19 protein-coding genes are annotated in these 20,174 nt (G+C 43.4%); 9 read left to right on the top strand and 10 right to left on the bottom strand.

The window, feature by feature from the left end; translation table 11 throughout:
• Genes cyoC through cyoE form a run of 3 tightly spaced genes read left to right on the top strand, consistent with a single transcriptional unit; the run spans position 1 to position 1,908 of the window.
• On the top strand, positions 1 to 621 hold the full coding sequence (cyoC, locus tag L5M11_RS13750; RefSeq protein WP_263192482.1) for a cytochrome o ubiquinol oxidase subunit III: 621 nt from the start codon (positions 1 to 3) through the stop codon (positions 619 to 621).
• A complete protein-coding gene (gene cyoD / locus L5M11_RS13745; RefSeq protein WP_263192480.1) occupies positions 621 to 962 on the top strand; it encodes a cytochrome o ubiquinol oxidase subunit IV in 342 nt (113 codons plus the stop codon). Before cyoC ends, cyoD begins: the two co-directional genes overlap by 1 nt.
• 13 nt (positions 963 to 975) lie before the next feature.
• Positions 976 to 1,908: a heme o synthase gene (cyoE, locus tag L5M11_RS13740; protein WP_263192477.1), complete on the top strand. Its 933-nt coding sequence runs from the start codon at positions 976 to 978 to the stop codon at positions 1,906 to 1,908.
• A gap of 110 nt (positions 1,909 to 2,018) precedes the next feature.
• Here cyoE and L5M11_RS13735 read toward each other — a convergent pair whose 3' ends face one another.
• From L5M11_RS13735 to L5M11_RS13715, 5 genes are all read right to left on the bottom strand, one after another.
• Positions 2,019 to 2,543, bottom strand: coding sequence for a protein disulfide oxidoreductase (locus tag L5M11_RS13735; protein WP_219254368.1), 525 nt, complete (start codon positions 2,541 to 2,543; stop codon positions 2,019 to 2,021).
• Between the two features lie 25 nt (positions 2,544 to 2,568).
• Positions 2,569 to 3,453 carry a thioredoxin domain-containing protein gene (locus L5M11_RS13730; protein WP_263192475.1) on the bottom strand — a complete coding sequence of 295 codons (885 nt, stop codon included), beginning with the start codon at positions 3,451 to 3,453 and terminating at the stop codon, positions 2,569 to 2,571.
• Between the two features lie 122 nt (positions 3,454 to 3,575).
• Positions 3,576 to 5,687, bottom strand: a complete 2,112-nt coding sequence (locus L5M11_RS13725; protein WP_263192474.1) for a protein-disulfide reductase DsbD family protein — start codon at positions 5,685 to 5,687, stop codon at positions 3,576 to 3,578.
• A gap of 399 nt (positions 5,688 to 6,086) precedes the next feature.
• Positions 6,087 to 6,497, bottom strand: a complete 411-nt coding sequence (locus L5M11_RS13720; protein WP_263192471.1) for a hypothetical protein — start codon at positions 6,495 to 6,497, stop codon at positions 6,087 to 6,089.
• A 403-nt stretch (positions 6,498 to 6,900) separates the two neighbouring features.
• On the bottom strand, positions 6,901 to 7,650 hold the full coding sequence (locus tag L5M11_RS13715) for a 3-oxoacyl-ACP reductase family protein (protein ID WP_012588862.1): 750 nt from the start codon (positions 7,648 to 7,650) through the stop codon (positions 6,901 to 6,903).
• A 185-nt stretch (positions 7,651 to 7,835) separates the two neighbouring features.
• On the opposite strand from L5M11_RS13715, the gene L5M11_RS13710 reads away from it, so the two are divergent.
• Positions 7,836 to 8,756: a LysR family transcriptional regulator gene (locus tag L5M11_RS13710; RefSeq protein ID WP_263192468.1), complete on the top strand. Its 921-nt coding sequence runs from the start codon at positions 7,836 to 7,838 to the stop codon at positions 8,754 to 8,756.
• 46 nt (positions 8,757 to 8,802) lie between these two features.
• Here L5M11_RS13710 and L5M11_RS13705 read toward each other — a convergent pair whose 3' ends face one another.
• Positions 8,803 to 9,450: a CatB-related O-acetyltransferase gene (locus L5M11_RS13705; RefSeq protein ID WP_263182189.1), complete on the bottom strand. Its 648-nt coding sequence runs from the start codon at positions 9,448 to 9,450 to the stop codon at positions 8,803 to 8,805.
• A 941-nt stretch (positions 9,451 to 10,391) separates the two neighbouring features.
• Here L5M11_RS13705 and L5M11_RS13700 point away from each other — a divergent pair.
• Complete coding sequence (locus L5M11_RS13700; protein WP_263192467.1) at positions 10,392 to 10,970, top strand: hypothetical protein; 579 nt, start codon at positions 10,392 to 10,394, stop codon at positions 10,968 to 10,970.
• 759 nt (positions 10,971 to 11,729) lie between these two features.
• Here the strand turns inward: L5M11_RS13700 and cas6f are convergent.
• Genes cas6f through L5M11_RS13680 form a run of 4 tightly spaced genes read right to left on the bottom strand, consistent with a single transcriptional unit; the run spans position 11,730 to position 16,733 of the window.
• Positions 11,730 to 12,341, bottom strand: a complete 612-nt coding sequence (gene cas6f, locus L5M11_RS13695) for a type I-F CRISPR-associated endoribonuclease Cas6/Csy4 (protein WP_263192466.1) — start codon at positions 12,339 to 12,341, stop codon at positions 11,730 to 11,732.
• A gap of 1 nt (position 12,342) precedes the next feature.
• Complete coding sequence (gene csy3, locus L5M11_RS13690) at positions 12,343 to 13,392, bottom strand: type I-F CRISPR-associated protein Csy3 (RefSeq protein WP_263192464.1); 1,050 nt, start codon at positions 13,390 to 13,392, stop codon at positions 12,343 to 12,345.
• A gap of 9 nt (positions 13,393 to 13,401) precedes the next feature.
• Positions 13,402 to 15,507, bottom strand: coding sequence for a type I-F CRISPR-associated protein Csy2 (locus L5M11_RS13685; RefSeq protein WP_263192462.1), 2,106 nt, complete (start codon positions 15,505 to 15,507; stop codon positions 13,402 to 13,404).
• Positions 15,501 to 16,733 (bottom strand): TniQ family protein, encoded by a 1,233-nt coding sequence (locus tag L5M11_RS13680; protein WP_263192461.1) that lies wholly within the window; start codon positions 16,731 to 16,733, stop codon positions 15,501 to 15,503. Before L5M11_RS13680 ends, L5M11_RS13685 begins: the two co-directional genes overlap by 7 nt.
• A gap of 327 nt (positions 16,734 to 17,060) precedes the next feature.
• Here L5M11_RS13680 and L5M11_RS13675 point away from each other — a divergent pair, with 327 nt between their 5' ends.
• From L5M11_RS13675 to tnpA (L5M11_RS23995), 4 genes are all read left to right on the top strand, one after another.
• Entirely contained in the window at positions 17,061 to 18,527 is a 1,467-nt protein-coding gene (locus L5M11_RS13675; RefSeq protein WP_263192459.1) for a type I restriction-modification system subunit M, read from the top strand.
• Positions 18,524 to 19,711 carry a restriction endonuclease subunit S gene (locus tag L5M11_RS13670; RefSeq protein ID WP_263192458.1) on the top strand — a complete coding sequence of 396 codons (1,188 nt, stop codon included), beginning with the start codon at positions 18,524 to 18,526 and terminating at the stop codon, positions 19,709 to 19,711. Before L5M11_RS13675 ends, L5M11_RS13670 begins: the two co-directional genes overlap by 4 nt.
• 195 nt (positions 19,712 to 19,906) lie before the next feature.
• On the top strand, positions 19,907 to 20,089 hold the full coding sequence (gene tnpA / locus L5M11_RS13665) for an IS66 family insertion sequence element accessory protein TnpA (RefSeq protein ID WP_263192457.1): 183 nt from the start codon (positions 19,907 to 19,909) through the stop codon (positions 20,087 to 20,089).
• On the top strand, positions 20,070 to 20,174 hold a 105-nt coding region (tnpA, locus tag L5M11_RS23995; RefSeq protein ID WP_411569289.1), incomplete at its 3' end, for an IS66 family insertion sequence element accessory protein TnpA. The genes tnpA (L5M11_RS13665) and tnpA (L5M11_RS23995), both read left to right, overlap by 20 nt.

Raw genomic sequence — 20,174 nt, 5'->3', positions numbered from 1 at the left:
ATGAGTATTGCAATCCCAGCAGATTTAGAAGTAGCTCACGCAGAAGATCATCACGAACACCATGATACGAGTGGCAACACTCTGTTTGGTTTTTGGATTTACCTGATGACCGACTGCATTTTGTTTGCCTCGGTTTTCGCAACCTATGCTGTGCTCTACATGAACACGGACGGTGGCGTTTCGGGTAAAGACATTTTCGAATTGGACTTTGTGCTGATCGAAACTGCCACCCTGCTCGTTAGTAGTATTACCTATGGCATGGCGCTGATTTTTGCTAAACGCCATAACAAAGCCGCGACCTTGGCTTGGTTACTCGTCACCTTCGCCCTCGGTTGTGTGTTTATCGGGATGGAAGTCTATGAGTTCCATCACCTGATTGAACACGGCAATGGCCCACAGCGTAGCGCTTTCCTGTCGTCCTTCTTCACCCTTGTCGGTATGCACGGCTTGCACGTGACCGCAGGTCTGATTTGGATGGCGATCATGATGATTGAAGTGGCGAAAACCGGTTTAGGTCATCGCAGCATCACCCGCCTGAGCTGCTTAAGCCTGTTCTGGCATTTCCTCGACATAGTGTGGATTTGTGTATTCACGGTCGTGTATTTATTGGGAGCACTGTAATGCGCGCACATAGTCATACTGATAAGCCTAGCCATGGCACTGACGATCTGGCCGCGAGCATTAAGTCATATCTAATGGGCTTTGTGCTGTCAGTGGTATTAACCGCCATTCCATTTTGGGCCGTAATGACCCATCACTTCGAGAAAGCGACCACCCTTAGCTTAGTGCTAGTGATGGCGATAGTGCAGATAGTGGTACATCTTAAGTACTTCTTGCACTTAGATTTCTCGAAAGAAGGCAAAGTGAATACCTTCTCCTTCCTGTTTACCGCCCTGATTATTGTCATGGTCGTCGGCCTGTCGGTGTGGATCATACTCGAAGCCAACGCTTTGATGATGTAACGAGAAACAGTCTATGCAAACACAAGACAGATTTATGTCACCGCAATGGAAAGCACGCTTCAAAGGGTATGTGCAGGTTACTAAGCCTGGCATCATTTTCGGGAATCTGATTTCCGTTGCTGGCGGTTTTTTATTAGCCGCCAAAGGCGACGTAAATTTGGTCTTGATGCTGGCGAGCTTAGTAGGATTGTCCTTGGTTGTAGCCTCGGGCTGCGCTGTCAATAACTGTATTGACCGTGATATCGACGCCAAGATGCAGCGAACCTGCAAACGCGTAACCGTCACGGGCGAAATTGCCGTGGGTAACGTACTCGCGTTTGGACTCGCCTTAGGTGTGTTAGGCTTTAGCATCTTAGCCTTGTTTACCAATGCATTAGCCCTGCTATTTGCCGTTATTGGTTACATCGTTTATGTGGGGGTTTATAGCCTCTACATGAAACGTAACTCAGTGTACGGCACTTTAGTTGGCAGCTTCTCGGGCGCAGTACCGCCCGTGGTGGGCTATTGCAGCGTGACAGGGCAAATGGACATGGGCGCAGCTATTTTGCTGTTGATGTTCAGTCTATGGCAGATGCCACATTCTTACGCCATCGCGATTTTCCGTTTTAATGACTATGCGGCCGCTAATATTCCTGTGCTGCCCGTTGCAGAAGGCATGACCAAAGCAAAACTGCATATCGTGCTTTATATTGCCGTGTTCGCCTTAGTCAGTGCACTGTTGCCACTCGCGGGTTACACAGGTATCGCCTTTATGGCGGTCACCTGCGCAACCAGCCTGTGGTGGCTTGCCATGGCATTAAAAGGTTATCGCCACGGCGTCGACATGCAACACTGGGCTCGCCAAGTGTTTGGTTTTTCAATCATCACTATTACGGCGCTCAGTGTGACTATGGCGCTCGACTTTCAAGTTGTGAGTCAGGCGCCACTGCTCACCTTAGTGAAGTAAACCCTAAGCTTTCAGCTAGTTGCCTAGTCCTGAAATAAGTTGATAATAAAAAGCGCTAACCAAGATTAGCGCTTTTTTTCTCTCCTAAAACAGCCCCTGAAGCATCACTTCTAAGTGAACATCATTCGCCACCACATACCGGGTAGGCTAGTAAAGCCAGTCGTGTAGTGTTTTAACTCACCCTCTTTAAAGATCATAATGGTTGGCGTCGCCTGCAATGACCAATCACGGGCAATCTTGCTGTCACTATCGTTAATAGTGTCAAAGCCATAGCCTTGATGCTGAAGATATTTTCTCAGTTTCTCATCCTCCCCCGAATTCATGGCAACCGTCACCACGGGGTAATAGGCCGACATTTGATTGACTGCCGGACTGACAAAATTACACACAGGGCACCAAGTGCCCCAGAAGTACACTAATACCGCCTGATCTTGGCTTAACTTGGCAATATCAAGCGCTTCCCCAGCCAACGTCGTCCCTTGGAGCTGCGGCAAATTATCCCTCGGGATATCTTTGCCGCGCCAGATGTCCATCACGCTGGTCACGATAAGAGCAATGAGCAGCCAAAGTGCCAGCTGCTTAATCCAGCCCAATATGCGTTTAGGTAAAGATGTCGAAACCTGTTCGGCGCTCATATTTTCAGTTTCCTTTGGCGGCATCTTAACTGCTCTTCTGCGTCTTATCTTTAGCGGCAATCGCGGCTTCAAGCTGCTCTTTTAACACTTCGTAAGGCACTAATCCGGGAATAAGCGTATCGGCCACTATCATACTTGGAGTGCCACCTATGCCTAACTCATTCATTAAATTAACATTGTCATCGACCATTTTAGCCACGCGCTCATCTGTGTTGCCAACCCAACGCTCGGTTGCCGTCAGTTTAGCGACCTTAGCGATGGCGGCGGCATCGAGTCCACGCGGGCTCGACATCAACATATCCTTCACCTTGAGATACTTTTCAGGCTCGTTTAACCAAACCGTTTGGGCAAAATCGACCGCCATTTTGGAGCCTTCGCCCTGCAGCGGTACCATTTTTACTATGATTTTTAACTGCGGAAATTCTTCAATCAGCTGGTTCAGCGAAGGCTCGATTTTCTTGCAGTATGGGCAGTTAAAATCGGTGAAGTACACCATCTCAATCTCAGGTGTCGCAGCGCCCTTCCACGGATCGCTTTTGGTCTCATACATGGCTTTATGATGAGTCACAAGACTGGTTTGCATGGCTGTATTTGCACCCTCTTGCTCCCTTGCTTGCCACGCAATAATTGCTTCTCTCATTAGGTCAGGATCATTGATCAAGGCATCTTTAAGAATCGCTCGCACCTCTTGCTGCTGCGCCGCCGATAAACTGCTGTCCTTGGCATAGGCCATGGTGCTCACCGAAGGCAAGGAAACCACCAGCATTGCCATGGCGACACCCGAGACAGCAAACATCTGCAACTTGCGATGTTTGAATAAAGAGCTAAATTTCGACATCTTAGTGCCTCCGATGACTTGAGTATTCTGCATTGATTCAGTGATGTTTTTTGCTTCAATTGTCTGTTTCATAATCGATTTCCATTGTTTCAGGTCAGGGGCTTCCTGACCTGAGTATTTGTTGAGTGTCACTCGGCGAGCTACCGTACGAGATTGGCTAGTGATATTGCCGAGTGAACGGCTAGTCGTTAGCGTTATTTCCCTGCCGCTACGGATGACTTTTCAGGGGACGCAGAGGCCTGCTCAATCGCAGCAAGCACAAGGTCAGTCGATAGAATTTCCGGTAACTCAATCCCTTGCGGCGCACCCGGGCCGTAAACCACGTTGAATGGCACTCCAAAACGATTATGGCTTTGCAGGTAGTGAGTAATGGGCTCAGAAGGCGTAGTCCAATCGCCCTTCATCGGCAAAATATGCGACTGTTGCAACAGGCTATAAACAGGATCTTGCAAGATCACGCCAACTTTATTGGCCTTACAGGTAATGCACCAATCGGCAGTCACATCAACAAACACAGTTTTGCCTTGGGCAACCTGCTGATTAATCAATGCTTGATCCAATGGCGTCCAAGCAAGATCCACAGGTAAAGGTTTAGCCCACTGGTTCGCCGTCATAAATGCAATAACCGCCGACAGTAAAATGCCGATACCTAAGCAGCTCACGATGGCAATCGCGCCATACTTTTTAGCCATAAACACCATAAATATCAGTGTAATGACACCCGCTAACGGCCACAGGTAGAGCACATCAATAAAGCTGGCCAACAGGCTAATGAGCCACAAACTGGTGATGAGCAACATGCCGGAGAAAAACACTTTAACTGTGTTCATCCAGCGGCCAGGTTTAGGGAAATAACCCGCTACTTGCGGGAATGCCGCCACGATTAACCAAGGGAACGCCATACCCACGGCCAACGCGGTAAAGATGGCAAACAGGCTCAGTACATCGGCGCCCAAGGCGAAAGCGACCGCAGTCCCCAAAAATGGTGCACTGCACGGTGTCGCCAGCAGCGTGGCGAACATGCCCTGTAAAAAATGGCCGCTGTTATTATTGCCGCCCGTTGTCGCCAACTTGGTTTGCACGTTAGAGGGTAAGTTGATCTCAAACACACCTAACATATTGAAGGCAAAAACTGTGGTCACCAGCGCCATAAAGCCGATAAACCAAGGATTTTGGAACTGCACGCCCCAACCAATCGCTTGACCCGTGAGCTTAAGCATTAAGATAAAGCCAGCCAGTAACCAAAATGAGGCCAATATCCCCAGCGCTGATGCGATGAACTGTTGACGGATTTGATTACGCTTAAGATCAGGTGCTGCAACCACTGAACTGAGCTTCATGCCGAGAACGGGTAACACGCAGGGCATGACGTTTAAGATCAAACCACCGATAAGCGCTAACAAAATCATGCCAAATATCGAGGTACTTGCTTGGGTAATCACCACAGGCTTAACTTCGGCGCTGTATTCCAACGCTCGCTCGCTATCGGCGACAGTCATGTTCAGCGATTTACCCAAAACTTCAGGCTCACCCAGCCAACTTTGACCGGTGAAAATACCGACCAATTGCTTGCCGTTAGCATCACTTTCGTTTGGTTTTAAGCTCACTAGCTTGAATGTGGTATCTGGCTCACCATCGATAATCACAGTGGGTTGCTGCCAGTTGGCATCATTGAGTCTGACTTCAAGTTGACCTTTGGCGGCATCCCAACCCATTGTCATGGCAGGATTCTGGCCCTCTTGGGTCAACACTTTTTGTGGCACAAGCGACACGGCCTTGTTGTAAGCCAACATAGCATCGGTATCCGCTTGCAGCGCATTAGGCGTGAAGTCGAGACTAATCTGATAATCCGTCAGTACACAGATGGTGGTACAGGTCGACAAGGTCACTTTGCCGCGCAGCTGAGTTGGCGCAGCGATATCATCAACTTTTAGGGTTAAGGGAAAGGTGGTATTACCTTTATAACCAAAGGTTTGTAACCCCAATAATGAGAATTCCTCTGGCGCTGGCCATCTCCAATCCACTTGCTGTAGATTGTGTGAGCCATCCCATTTTATCGTCGGCGCGATACCGCCTTCCCCAGGACTGCGCCAATAGGTTTTCCAATCGCCCTCAAGTTGTACTTCAAGCACAGCAGGCAAAGTATTCGTTGCAGGATCAACCTCCCCCGTTAGCATAAAACGTACTTTGGCTGGCGGGTGATTATCATTAACCAACCACCCCGTCGATGCGGCCATTAGCGACGGACTCGTCACTATCAAGGCGAGTATCCAGAATCTGGTTAACATGGATTTTAATGTACTCATTTTGTCCCCAAAATATGCATTAACTGTTTGTTATTCAATTGCATATTAATCTCTTCGATATATCGTCAGCATTTGCCATTGCAATACTTAAGCGCTGTTAGACCAAGCTAAGTTAAACAAGACTCTGTGATGCTGCGTGCATGCTTACCTTGCTTCTAGGCCATATAAATATTGGCTAACGCTATGTTCTGGTTACCAATATCGTAACGGCTTAAGAAACATCAGCGTGATAGAAGGCTTAAGTTCAAAAAGTCAGATAGGGAGGTGTGATGTGTAAAATCGGATGTTCTGCAGCCGCTTAACTTTCTTTTCTACCGGCAAACTGGCGAGAAAAGTCAAATATTGACTGAGAGAAAGCATGCCTAAACAAACCCACCTATCAAATTGATAAATAAGTTTTTATTCTTGAAAGCGACAATGTGTGAGATGTATTCGCCTAGGTTTAGCTTGATAACCTTGTATGGGTAACAGTGTTATCACGCGGGAGGCGCGGGGAAGTAACGGCAGTAGGAACAGCAGGATAAGAAATGGGATGGTACTCGGAGTGTCGATACAGGTTCGGATCGATTTTTCAGACAATTCACATTTTTTAGGTTCACTTTTGACCAGCTCAGTACCTGCCGCTTGAGCATCGGCGTGGCTAGCCATATTGTTTGAAGCTGAACTTGAGTTTAAAACTGAGTTGGCGCTAAAACCAGCACCAGAAAAAGACGTAACCGACATCGCTTGCGCGCTCGACTCCTTGAGCAACAAGTTAAGTATTCCACTATTTTGAGTCAAACAGAACAAGGTCAGGATGGTAAACACCATCACACCCCATAGGTTGCCTGTTTGCTTAGTCGATAACTTAGAAATTTGGATTTCCCTTCGTCTTATTCTTTGATAATAAAGATAAAAAATGAGTGTCTTTCAACAGATAGCTGAAGATAAGACCGGCGGATTGTAACAATAGTTCATCAACAAGCAAATTATTTTGCCTTGCCTGACTCAAGACATAGTCCACCATTTCAATAAAATCGCGCTTTGCTGACGGATAATTTGAGTAACAACGACCTAAGTTCTTACCATCATACCCAAGGAGTTTTTATGCTCTAACATATTGATTCTGCATAACTAGCCACAACTTAAGCAAAGCCCGCCAGAGTGACTCTTGTGCAGGCTTATTAATGACTGGAATCAAACTTTTTGCCTAAAAGATAAATACAGACAAAGCTTATGCAGAAAACCCACCATCAATCATCAAACTCGCACCAGTGATATAGCCCGCTTCTGGACCCGCGATAAAGGCGACAAAGCTTGCGATCTCTTCGGCTTTACCAAAACGCCCTAGGGCGCCCATCGCTTTAACGGGCTCAGATGAATCGCCGTTATCAGGGTTCATATCGGTATCCACAGGGCCTGGTTGAATGTTGTTCACCGTAATTGCACGTGGGCCTAAATCCCGCGCGAGTCCTTTGGCTAAACCGACTAATGCCGATTTACTCATGCCGTAAATCGCACCACCTACAAACGGAATACGCTCAGCGTTCGTGCTACCGATATTGATGATGCGGCCGCCATCATTCATGTGCAGCGCAGCTTCTTGACTGGCCACAAACACACTGCGCACATTAGTGTTAACAGTTCGTTCCCAGTCTTCTAGCGTCAGATTTTCAATGCTATCCCAAATCAACGTGCCCGCATTATTAACCACAATATCTAAGCCACCGAAATGCGCTTTGGTCTCGCGGATGGCACGACGGATCGCCTCCGGCTCTGTGCTGTCGGCCTTAATGGCAATGGCTTGACCACCATGGGTGATAACTTCGTCAACTAGCAATTGTGATTGGGCCTCAGATGACACATAGGTAAAGGCAACCGCTGCGCCGTCACTCGCCAATCTTTTAACAATGGCAGCACCGATACCACGACTGCCACCTTGTACAAAAGCCACTTTACCTTGCAGATTATTTGACGATTTCATAGTTAGCTCACTCAATAGGGGGTTAAGGTTGATTGTATAGAAAAACCTTTTTAATCAATTACAAAATGACGTTCGCTTGTACGTTAACGCTCATTTTCATACTGTGGTAGTAGCTTACGCGATTCACTTTCCATGATTAAGTCACTAAAATGACCATCACTGAGTCCTTCAAGGAATTAATTGCCGTGATAAATAATCAATTTGTTGAGATACGCCATTTCGTCACTGTTGCCCAGCTCGGCAGTTTTACCTTAGCGGCGCAGGCGTTAGGCATGACAGGTTCGGCGCTCAGTAAAAGCATAGTGCGATTAGAAACCCGCTTAGGCACTAAACTACTGCACCGCACCACAAGGCGTGTAAGCTTAACCAATGATGGCGATTCGTATCTCACAGATTGCCAAAATGCCATGGCAATCCTAGACAATGCACAGAGCCGACTCGGCAGCGAACAGCAAATTCCCTCAGGTCGAGTGCGAGTGGATTTACCTGTGACGTTTGGGCGGCGATATATACTGCCAACCCTATTATCACTATCGCAAAAATATCCCAAGCTCGAGTTATCCATTACCTTCAACGATAGAGCGACTGACTTGTTCAGTGACGGCATTGATTTGGCGGTGCGTGTCGGACAACTCAGCGACACTGTGGATTTAGTCGCCCGCAGATTAGGGGAACAACGCCGAGTGATCTGCGCGTCTCCCGCCTATTTCGCTCGACTTGGCACGCCACAAGACAAAGAAGATCTCAGCCAGCACCAATGCATTGTCGGCTGGCCGCTTGGGCAGCAACATCGCTGGTTACTTAAAAATGAGGATGGGAGCATCGAGGCTTATGACATTCCAGTACGCCACGAAATCGCTGATTGCGAAGCCATTTTAGCGGCCACACTGGCGGGAGTGGGTTTAGCGCAAGTGCCTATATGGTTGGTTGAGGACTATCTTAAAACTGGTGAACTTATCTCGGTACTGGACGAACTCGCCAGTGACGATACACCCATCCACTTAATTTGGCTTAAAACTCCTTACCTCCAACCCAAGCTACGAGTGATCATCGAAGAACTGGTCGACTTAGCGAAAGCGCCCAAAAGCAGATTTAAGGCAGAATAAGTGAAAGGCCTCGACTGAGCGCGACCTTTCACTTTGGGACTAACGGCTATTTATTTTGATGTACAGATTGGTCATAGAGAGTGATCGCTTTGCTGAGCGCGTCAAAATCCGCCGAACACAAATACCGCTTTAAGCTTTCAAACTTTTCGGCAGGCCAATCGTAGATTTTTAACACCAGTAACTCAGTAATAACGTCTTTATCAAACCGATACTTGATTAATTTCGCGGGTGATCCCGCCACAATACTGTAGGGTTCGATATTTTGGGTGACAACACTATTTGCGGCAACAACCGCACCTTCACCTATCGTCACACCTGGCATCAACATACATCTCATGCCTAACCAAGCCCCATCACCAATATGAGTATCACCTTTGCCTACGTAGGCATCCTCGATGAAATCCATAAAGGGGTATAAACAAAACCAATCTGCTCTATGCGTATGATTTCCGCCCATTAAGATCACAACTTCGGCAGCGATACACACATAATTACCGATATAAAGTTTATCGATAGACCACTTAGGTTCCCACTCACGGCTCACTTCATCGCCATGAAGATATCTCACCGCTGCTCCCTCAAAGCCAGCATCCCAGCAATCACTGTAATAGCTATGCTGACCTTTGACTATGATATTGGGATTGGTGACCACCTCGTGCAATAACTGAACTTTTGACCAATGCTTGTTCCGCATTGCAAATCCTCTTTATAAACAAAATAGTTAATACGAAACATAATGTTATGAGAAGTTTCACATTAGAATAGTCAGTGAATACGCGGCTGTTTTAGCAGAGGAATGAGTTTCATATAAAAAATCACAAGTGGGTATAAAAAAGAAAATAGCCCATAAAACTGAAATATCGGCATGGGCTAGCCGTTGTCACTGAAAGTGTCGCTGAAACCAAACTATGACATAGCAGTATACCAAGAAACAATTACTTAGCTAAATCATGTAACCATACATTGACATGAAATATACCCATAGTCTGACAAATAGGAGCAGCCACAAAATAACTTAAGTGAAAATGTAACTTTACTACAAATGACTATTAAGCCTTTGCAAACTGACAATTGCTCTAAACAGTATTGGTTGTATTGCTAATCTAGCCACCAGTGAATCAAAATGGGCATTGAAAAGTTGCTTAACTGAGTATCCAGCATTCGTTACTAGCGACCTATCTTCTTAAATCTAGATATTGCGCAAATTTCTTAGCGGTCTTTAATGACTCTCTATCTGTGAATTGTTCAACTGTAACTGTGGGGGAGCAATAAGTTTGATACTAAAATGGCAGCGATCGCATAGTTGCGCTGCCATTTCTAAATCGAAATTGCCCCAAAACTTGTTACGAGTTCAGATGAATGATCCTTCTGGCACAGCCCAGTTGACCAAATTTTAGTAATGATACAGAGTGACTACTCTATCGGTGTCTATTCACCCATTCCTTCTTTGCGACCAAGATATTACCAAGATGTACTATTAAAGGTGAGACAGTGAAAGCCGCATGATAGCTGGCTTTCATGTGTTTGATTTCCTCCTACACAGAGGAAGAGGAAAACATGTTGTTTTGACTGCAAATTAGATATAATTCTTCCTCTAAAAGTAGGTTTTTGCGCGCAAACTGAGAAGGATTTGTTATGAGTAAGTTCAGTGGGTTGAATACTGAAATGACCATGTCTGAAGCTGTGGATTATCTTGATGGCGTGCGAGAAAGTCTTGATGAAATATATTTGGCTGAAGAAGCACCATCAGGTCAAGCTGGTACAGTTTGGCGATATTTTTGGGGGAATCCTCGTAAAATTACACCTCTAACTGTTTACTTTCGAGAAATTATTGAAGAAGAAATTGAAGCTAGTGAAGCTTTATTAAAAGATAAAACAAAAAAGATACGCGAACAGGCCAAAAAGAAACTTCATATAGAGTTGCAGAAGTTAAATGAAAAAAATGAAGCTAAAATTAGCGAGGCAGAAGAAGCGCTTGAGTATTTAGATGCAACATTCGATGAAAATGAGGATCTTAAAACCAAGCTAGAGGATGAACGCTCTATTTCTCGTAAGTTTAGAGCCCATTTAAATGCTTCTAAAAACTCTAAGATGATTGAGGCTCAAGCTAATGATATTAAATTTCTATTTGAAAAATTAACTAGATTTGAAAATGTTCAGCTAGATCAATTAGAGTCTGTAAAACTTATGAAGAATGTTAATTCTGATGAATGAGGTTTAGAGGGGATTATTTTAATCCATAAATTGTTTTAATGCGTGAAAACTTGGCCTCATGCTGCTTTGTATTAAATGGTGGCAGCCACTACAAATAGCTAAAAAGCCTATCAAAAGACATGTGAAAATCAGGAGCGAAGCGACACCATTTGATCCTCAATACCAAGATTACTTGGCGCAAAGGAGATTGAAAAAGGAGAGTCGTTACTCATGGCTTGAGCCGTATGCAGTGAAAGTTGCACGTATGGTTCTTAGGAGGGCGGCACTTGGTAACAGGTGTCGCCTATCCGACCAAAGCTTACTAGAGATTGATCAATATTTATTGTCACTTCTACCGTCTGGTTGGTAGTAATTTTCCTCAAATTTTAGCTTTTTAATGGCTATAAATAGCTTAAAAAGGCACATTTCCACTCAAACTATTATCCACAGACAATTGGGGCATTGCCAATAAAAAGCCTCTTCCTACATAGGGTAAGAAGAGGCTTTTACTGCCTATCCGGCAGTTTGCTGTATTAACATAAACGTCGAAACGATTGTTTTTATTTTCAGCTGCCTATTCGGCAGGTCACACTTAGATCATCCACCTCGGACTCTCTGATAAATTTTCAGCTGCCTATTCGGCAGGTCACTATGCACTTATAAAATAAACCTATATAAAATCAATTACTAGAGCCAAAATCAAGGAAATAACCATATAATTTCTCAAACAGATAATTAGTTTTAAAATTAAAACGTTACAGTAACCACGAAACCAAAAGGTCAAATCTTATCTACAAGACGAGATAGCTCCGGTACTGTTCCATTTTGTTGTAAATTGCTAGCAAACCCATAGCTACTAAACAATGGTTCAGTTTGCTCCTTTGCTACCATTTTCTGAATATGGAGAAGGTAATCTTGCTTATTACTACCGCTGCTCATTGCTATACGATGGAAAGCGCTAAACTCTCTAGGCTGAGTATTTTTTATAGGATTAAATGTCTCACCTCGAGCTAATGCTCGTTTTTCCAAACGTTTTAAGCGTCTGCGGGCCTCACCAACAAAAATCTTTGCAATTGCCTGATTACGTTTGAACATCACTTCAGCACAATCATTAGGTACAACGTCAACGTTACCAAGACTAAAAAAGCCACATTCTTTCATATCTTGAAAATAGGATTGCTGCTTCAGCTCACTCAATACAATTTCATCAGAATGAACAAAAGCAATGAAATTACCGATAGAGGCGTCCGACCAAGCAGGAAACGTCACCCCAAGACCTTTAATTTCATGTTTGCAGATGTACCCATGCATTACTGAGATACAACGCCCCATTAGCAGGGCCAAGTTTGCTTCTTGTGGTAAGAAACGCACCATAAAATAGTAGCGCTGCATATTATGCCTTCTTCGTTTCGGCTTTCTTCTGGAACATGCCACCCTTTATCAGGACAGCAAAAAGATAGTAAATATTAGGATGAATTGAATGCCCTGGCTCTGTTGCCTGTTGCTTGAGTTCAGCTAAATACAGCTCTGTATTTACAAATAAGGTATAAAAACTCAGTGCAGATTCAGGTGAGCGTCGTGCAATACCCAGCTCTTTGTCTGCACCGTACTCATGTACTCGTAATCGTTTAACATCGTCCTGATCCCACCAATTATCAATTGATTGAATAGCCGCACCTATCTTGACCGAATTAAAACTCACCGCATAACGACCATCAGCACATTTAACCTTAGTAAACTGTTTTGAAGTTTCACCTTCTGCGGACTTTTCACCAAAGGTTTGGCTTGGGTAGATCTCTTGGCAAAAGACAGTCTCAATTTTTGCCGTAATATCAGCGTTCCAAAATACATTCGGATCAGTCAAAGCTAAGTGCACCTCTTTACTTAATTCATCAAGAACAGTCCGGGCTTCATCAGACCAAATATTCCAAGCTAACTGCCTCGTATTACTGATTTGATAACACTTTCCCGTACTGGTTTTAATATCTATTTGAGTGTGACCAGAGTTTTGATTACGCCAGAGCCAAGTTCCTAACAGCAGATTTTTACAAAAACGGGTCGCCAGCTCTTGGTAACCGTCGCACTCCTTAAATGCTGCGGACAATTTTTCAAGCAAACTAGAAACTTCAGGATCGCTGCAGCCAGAGGGTTTGAGCGAGTTAGCTTGTACTCTTAGCGAGAAGCGGCAATAGATGTGATCTACATTTGGCGGAACATAACACTCTTCAATCGTTAGAGGATTACAGTGTGTAAGGTCCTGGGGTGCTAAGTTTTTCGATTTAAATTGAGGAGTAAATGCTTCAGTGAATCCAGCTTTTTGACCACGTATACGAGTGATTTCAGCTTCAAGAGGAACAAAATCAGAATCGGCCGTTTTATAGAAAAATACCGCCTTACTTGGGTAGAGGGATCGGTCATACTTTAAAACATTGCATAGCTCCATAAACCTTCCTTAAATCCGTTTCATCAGCATTGAATGCTCTTTTGCCTCTAACATCCAAAACGCTCTCTTAAAATAGTTTATTTGCCCCTGTAACCTTATCTCAATTGCCGATGCACACTCAACTACGCCAAGCGCTGGTTCAGCATAGCAATGCAAAGGCTCTAGGCTACCGACTCGGCTAACGGGTTCAGTCAATGGTAAATAGCCAAACATAGTGGGACACAGCGATGAATTTTTATCCAACAAAAACAGAAGATCACTAATATTACCCATTGAATATCTAGTCGGCATAATCCATTTTCCTGACATAGGCAGTCTTTTCAATGTTGAGAAAAGTTCAGCTTCAGATTGATAAAGCTGGCACCACGCATCAACAGCATCTAACTCGGGAGGATGCATTACTCCACCGGCAAAGTTCGCCGGAAAACTTGCTTTCAACATTTCAGTTTGATTATCTAAGATAGCTAAATCGTCTTCATAACCATCAATGTGAATGACAAGATCAAACACTAAATCACAATGTCGATTATCAATTATTCCAGCTCGCCTAAATTGATTCTCTTTCGCTCCTTGCATGCCGAACTCAGGCAGTTTTTTGCCCGAGACAGATGAGTACTGACGAATAAACCACGAAAAGGAGGTCAATCTAAGCTGAGTACCCAATCCTTCATTTAATCGCCGCTGGTAGTTATGCATCATTCCCCAAACAGCTGTGAGAGATGGAATGCCAACACAATAGGGATTAGATAAAGCTTGGGCATCAAACACCCGAATACCTTTCAAATGTAAATATCGCTGGAAATGCTCATCCTCAGCATCTTTTTGTAGCAAAGGTTCTTTATAAGCCAAATGAGTTAACAACCATTTCAAGCTATTTCGAAGAAGGGGCATCAGTCTCTGGTGAAATGCATACTGACTTATCATTGTAGAATGCGACATCACCGAATTTAATCTGCCGAATAGATTCGCTAGCAATTCAGGTAATAGCTCATTCTCAAACGTTAAAAACTGATACTCTAATGAGCCATTAATAGGCTCAAGCTCGCTAAGAAGAATCGGCCCCTCTTTAACCTCTAATCGCCATTCCAACATTGGCGCAAGCCACTCAGATAACATCGCTCTTATCTGTCTAAGGTTAGCGACTTTTTGTTGCCTGCGTTGCTTTAACGCCAACGCTGATTCACTCGATAACAGTTCATCCAATACCCTCACAAATCGAGGCTGTGACAATACATTTTGATTCAATACATCCTGACCAGATAAAACCCTAGCCAGTAAATTATCGCCTAATCCGTGAGTTTTTTTATTAATACGAGGGGGATAATTCAGAGCTTTAACATTACCGCCAAGAGATGCGACTAGCTCACTGACTGCCGCGGAACGAATAAACTCAAGACCAGTATATCGGCCCTGTTTTTTGATTGCTGCTTGCTGGAGTTCAGACTGAAGTGCATGGCTTACAACGGGGGTAACCGCTATATATCCATCACGGTATGGCATTCGAACCTGTACGGAGTATTTATCGACTTTATCTGGGCTTAACTGCTCAGGTAAAAAATGCTTCACCCTACCGCAAATATTCATAAACTGTTTAACAGGCATGCCAAGTTCTTGAAAAGCCTCTTTCCAGTGTTTTGGTGCTTCACACATTAACGTTGCAAGGCAAGTTACTTTACCTTGCCAAATAAAATGACAAACAAACAGTTTGGTAAAATTGACTTTAGCACTGTCATGAGACCACCCTAAAGTACGCTGGCAATTAACGCTACTCAATATGCTGGGATGTAATTGAGGACTGTGGGCAACGAGCCTTTGTTTACTGACCCGAATATCTGGGTACTTGAGATTATGGGTATGCAGCCATTGTACTTCGTCAATGCAAACATCAATATGGGTTTGGTTGTTAACAGTTTTTCTGGCTAACCTTTTATCTAATAAGTCATCCACCAACTTTTTCGGATAGGTAAGATTGAGCAAAATAATTAGGGCAGCACTTTCCTCACCAGTCACATCTAACGGTTCTGTATAAGCAGCAAATGCACGCCTCAACGCTGCCGAACGCGCTTGAACATCTTCAATACCTAGCAGTTCTCGCAAATGTAAATTCTTTACCATGCCGATAAGTACATCCCCTGTCTATCACTGCCGAAGCTACTTTTATACTCGATCACTTGCCTTAAATAAAATACAGCTGCGTGAGGGTCAATCCGCTGCTTCATTTTTTGTCTAAACGCCGAAGTTAATATCCCATCTTGATGAAGCCGATAAACCTGCTCTTGGGTTGTTGATAGTAAAACAGCTGTTTCTGCGACGCTGACTAGCATATCGGCCACGTTAGGCTTTTTCGATTTGGGATGTAACACCACCAATCTTTGCAAATACCCCATTGAAGCATAATAGATAAAATGTGGCTCTTTATCCTCTGGATAAAGACATCGTGAATGCAAAATCAACTCACCAAAAATAAACCGAAAAGCAGTACGATTAAATTGCTCTATCAGCCTTAGTTCAGCACCTTGAGTCACTATATCCAGTTCTTGATAAAAATTCTCAGGCCAGTTATAAAAATACTCAATTGCATCGCTAAAAGAATTGTCATTACTTCCGCCATAACGTTTTTGGTACCAAAGTAGAGCCGCAAGTCGGTGAGTTGCAGATGTTTCATTAAGAAGTGGATTTGTAGACGTAACATCACCATTGATAAGGCTTCGCGCTAATATGAGATCTGATTTTTTAGCGCTAATAACTGCTGCTTTTGAAAGCTCAAATCCACACGAACAATAGCTAATCGATTCATTCTCGATGTAGTTGAGCGGTGCTTTGCATTCAGGACAATGATGAATCAATGCACATTCATGCTTGGCACAAGCAGTATATGGTTTTAAATGCCAAACTTGCCGAATATAAGGCTCATCCTTTAAGCACTCAGTGCAAACGGGCACACTCTCAACATCATCCTCATTTGCATAACGGATAAAACTTAAAGGAATATCGATACCATTACGATGCACTGCAACGCTAGACCCCATAAAGACTCTGTTCGACCTAAATAGGGCTATTTTCTCCAGTTCATGGGGAGGTAAACCAAGAAGGGACTCAAGCAAACTCAGTGCCCTCATCCTAAAGTGGCTATTGTGCTTGGCATGATAAATATTGAGGCGTTTTAGCTCGATAGGGAAAGATCCATGGGCCTCGAAGTCTAGCTCATGAAGCTCTTCTCTAATAGCAAGACTGAGCTGCTGATAAGAATCAAAAAAGTTCTCCGATACGATTCGAAGCAAATAACTTTCAAGCGATTCATCAATAAATGCACGCGCTCTAGGGGAAAATAAAAATGTCACACCACACCAAAACTAAGGAAGTCTTAGCTTAACTTATAAGCCTTTATCTGAAATTACAAGAAACTCTTCTGGTATGTTTATATACCGATGAAATAGTATGCATAATCAAACCAAAAACTTGACCGAAAACCATCACTTACTGCAAATTAGTTGGTAAGATGATCACCAATATTTTTAAGTCGTGCTTCTAAGCACTGCAAGGCCTAATCGACCGCTTACCAACCAGTTTTTAGTCTCTTTTAAAAAGCGTCAGGGCAAACCATATTTCACTAACATCAAAGTCAAAACTTGCTGCTAGTACCATATTTCAATAGGTATAAATTACATATGTTTGAACAAACATTTAAGAACATCGATGACATTTTTCATAAAGACGCAGGTTGTTCTAGCGAGCTAGATTACACCGAGCAATCATCATGGATGTTGTTTCTTAAATACCTTGATGACTTAGAGTATGCAAAATCACTTGAAGCACAGCTAATGGGCCAGGAATATCAATACATCATCGATGAGGACTATCGCTGGAGTAAATGGGCTGCGCCAAAAGACGCTGACGGCAATTTTGACCACAACAATGCCCTAACCGGTGATGACCTAATGGATTACGTCGACGGTGAGCTATTCCCTTATCTAAAAGGCTTTAAACAACGCGCAGAAAGCCCTAACACTATTGAATATAAAATTGGTGAAATTTTTGGCGAGATTAAAAATAAAATTCAGAGCGGTTACTCATTACGTGATGCTTTAGAAAAGGTCGACCAATTAAGTTTCCGCTCGCAAGATGCCACTCACGAGCTGTCTCACCTATATGAAACCAAAATTAAAAATATGGGTAATGCTGGCCGAAATGGCGGCGAATACTACACCCCAAGGCCACTTATTCGCGCCATGATAGACGTAGTAAAGCCACAAATTGGTGAAACAATTTACGATGGCGCAGCCGGTTCTGCAGGCTTTTTATGTGAAGCCTTTGATTATTTGCGCCAAGGCGGCCGCGAGAAAAAGCAACTTTCAACCAGTGACTTAAAAATACTGCAAGAAAGCACCTTCTACGCCAAAGAGAAAAAGTCACTGGCTTATGTTATCGCCATTATGAACATGATTTTGCATGGCATCGAAGCTCCCAACGTATTACACACCAATACCTTGGGCGAAAACTTGGCAGACATACAACCTAGCAACCAGCACGATATCATATTAGCTAACCCACCTTTCGGCGGCAAAGAGCGCCCAGAAGTACAACAAAACTTTCCGATTAAAACCGGTGAAACTGCCTTCTTGTTTTTACAGCACTTTATTAAAACCCTAAAACCTGGTGGCCGCGCCGCCATTGTTATCAAAAATACGTTTTTAAGTAATACAGACAATGCCGCCATCGCCCTACGTAAAGAGCTGTTAGAAAACTGCAACTTACATACAGTGCTTGACTGCCCAGCTAAAACCTTTTTAGGTGCAGGAGTTAAAACCGTCGTATTGTTTTTTACCAAAGGCGAACCAACTCAAAACACTTGGTTTTACCAACTCGAACCAGGGCGTAGTCTTGGCAAAACTAACCCGCTTAATGACAACGACCTGAAAGAGTTTATCGAGCTGCAAGCTGCATTTAAAGACTCAGATAAATCTTGGTCATTGGATGTAACCAAGCTTGAGCCAACAACTTGGGATTTATCTGTCAAGAACCCCAATGCCGAAGAAGAAGTTACACTTCGCTCCCCCCAAACAATTATAGAAGAAATCATTGCTCTGGATAAAGAGAGTGAAGTAATTCTGGCTAAAGTTCAGGAATTGCTATGATGAAAATCGCAGACTTTTGTAAAACGGCTGCAGGTGGGACTCCACTAAAAAATAATAAGTTATTTTACACTGAAGGTAATATACCTTGGTTGTTGAGCGGTGAAGTCGGCCAAAAGAATATTACAGAAACAAAGAATTTTATTACACAGGCAGGGCTTGATGGGTCATCTGCTAAGATATTCCCTGTAAACTCCATACTTATTGCGATGTATGGTGCTACGGCGGGTGAAGTTGGAATTCTTCGTTGTAATGCATCAACAAATCAAGCTGTATGTGCGATTTACCCAAATGAAAAAGTAATACCTGAATATTTGTACTACTTCTTCCTTAATCACAAAGAACTGTTGGTTGCACAAGCGGTTGGAAATGCCCAGCCAAATATATCGCAACAAAAAATTAAAAATACAGAGATAGATCTTCCACTTATTTCTGAACAAAAGCGTATCGTTGCCATTCTCGATCAAGCCTTTGCTGAAATTGAACAAGCTTTCGCCAAGACAGAACAAAACCTTGAAAATGTCCGAGAATTGTTTGAAAGCTATTTGCAGCAGGTATTTACAGCAGGTATTAATGAAGGAAAAGTAAGTCGATTAGAAGACCTATGTACTTTTAGCAGCGGTAGTACTCCATCGAAAAAAAATGATCTCTATTGGGGTGGTAACATACCTTGGATGTCTGGTCGTGATATGAAATCGACTCAACTGTTTAACTCATTTCTGCATATTTCTCAATTAGCAATAGATGAGTCAACAACTCGTATCGCTCCTAAAGGGACAATTTTGATACTAGTTCGAGGTATGGGATTAGCGCATGGAGCTCAGGTGTCGGAGCTCATGGTTCCTAGTGCATTTAATCAGGATATAAAAGGACTTACCCCAAACTCCAATATTGTTTCTAGATATCTTGTTTTTGCACTTCGTCATAGAATAAATTTTGGCGATAACATTCTAAGTAGTGCTGCCCACGGAACACTTAAAATTAATATGGACGAGTTAAAAAACGTCGTTATTCCTGTTCCGCTCAAAGCTCAGCAAGAGCATCTTGTAAGTCAATTTGATATTTTAATTGAAAAGATAAATTGCCTTGAGTCTATTTATCAAAGAAAACTCGCAAACTTAAACGAGCTAAAAAAATCAATCTTACAAAAAGCCTTTGCAGGCGAATTAAGTAAGAGTATTGCTTAACTAGTAAGTTGTTAATAATAGAAATTAGCCAATAAGGATGTATAGCTATGGCGATGAATGAAGCCGATACCAGAGCCAACTTGATTGACCCTAAGCTCGTTAAGGCTGGCTGGGGGTAAGCGTCCATTTTAGGACGTCCTATTCCCACTTAAGATCGCGCGATAAGCTGTGCACTCATCATTACAGGAGAGTGATATGGCAAAGCGAGCTTACCGCAACGCTGCACAATGGCAGCAATTAATCGACTTATGGCACACATCAGAGCTGAGCATCACTGAGTTTTGCCAAACCCATCAACTGAGCACCATGTCATTTTATAAATGGCGGCAACGTCTATCACCACAAACTGAGCAAGCTAATGTGGCTGAGCATCACTGAGTTTTGCCAAACCCATCAACTGAGCACCATGTCATTTTATAAATGGCGGCAACGTCTATCACCACAAACTGAGCAAGCTAATGTG

Origin of the sequence: Shewanella sp. SM87, assembly GCF_025653705.1 — a bacterium.
Classification (GTDB): Bacteria; Pseudomonadota; Gammaproteobacteria; order Enterobacterales; family Shewanellaceae; genus Shewanella; species Shewanella oncorhynchi.
The sequence above is the reverse complement of the archived record's forward strand: the minus strand, read 5'-3'. Positions and strand labels throughout refer to the sequence as shown.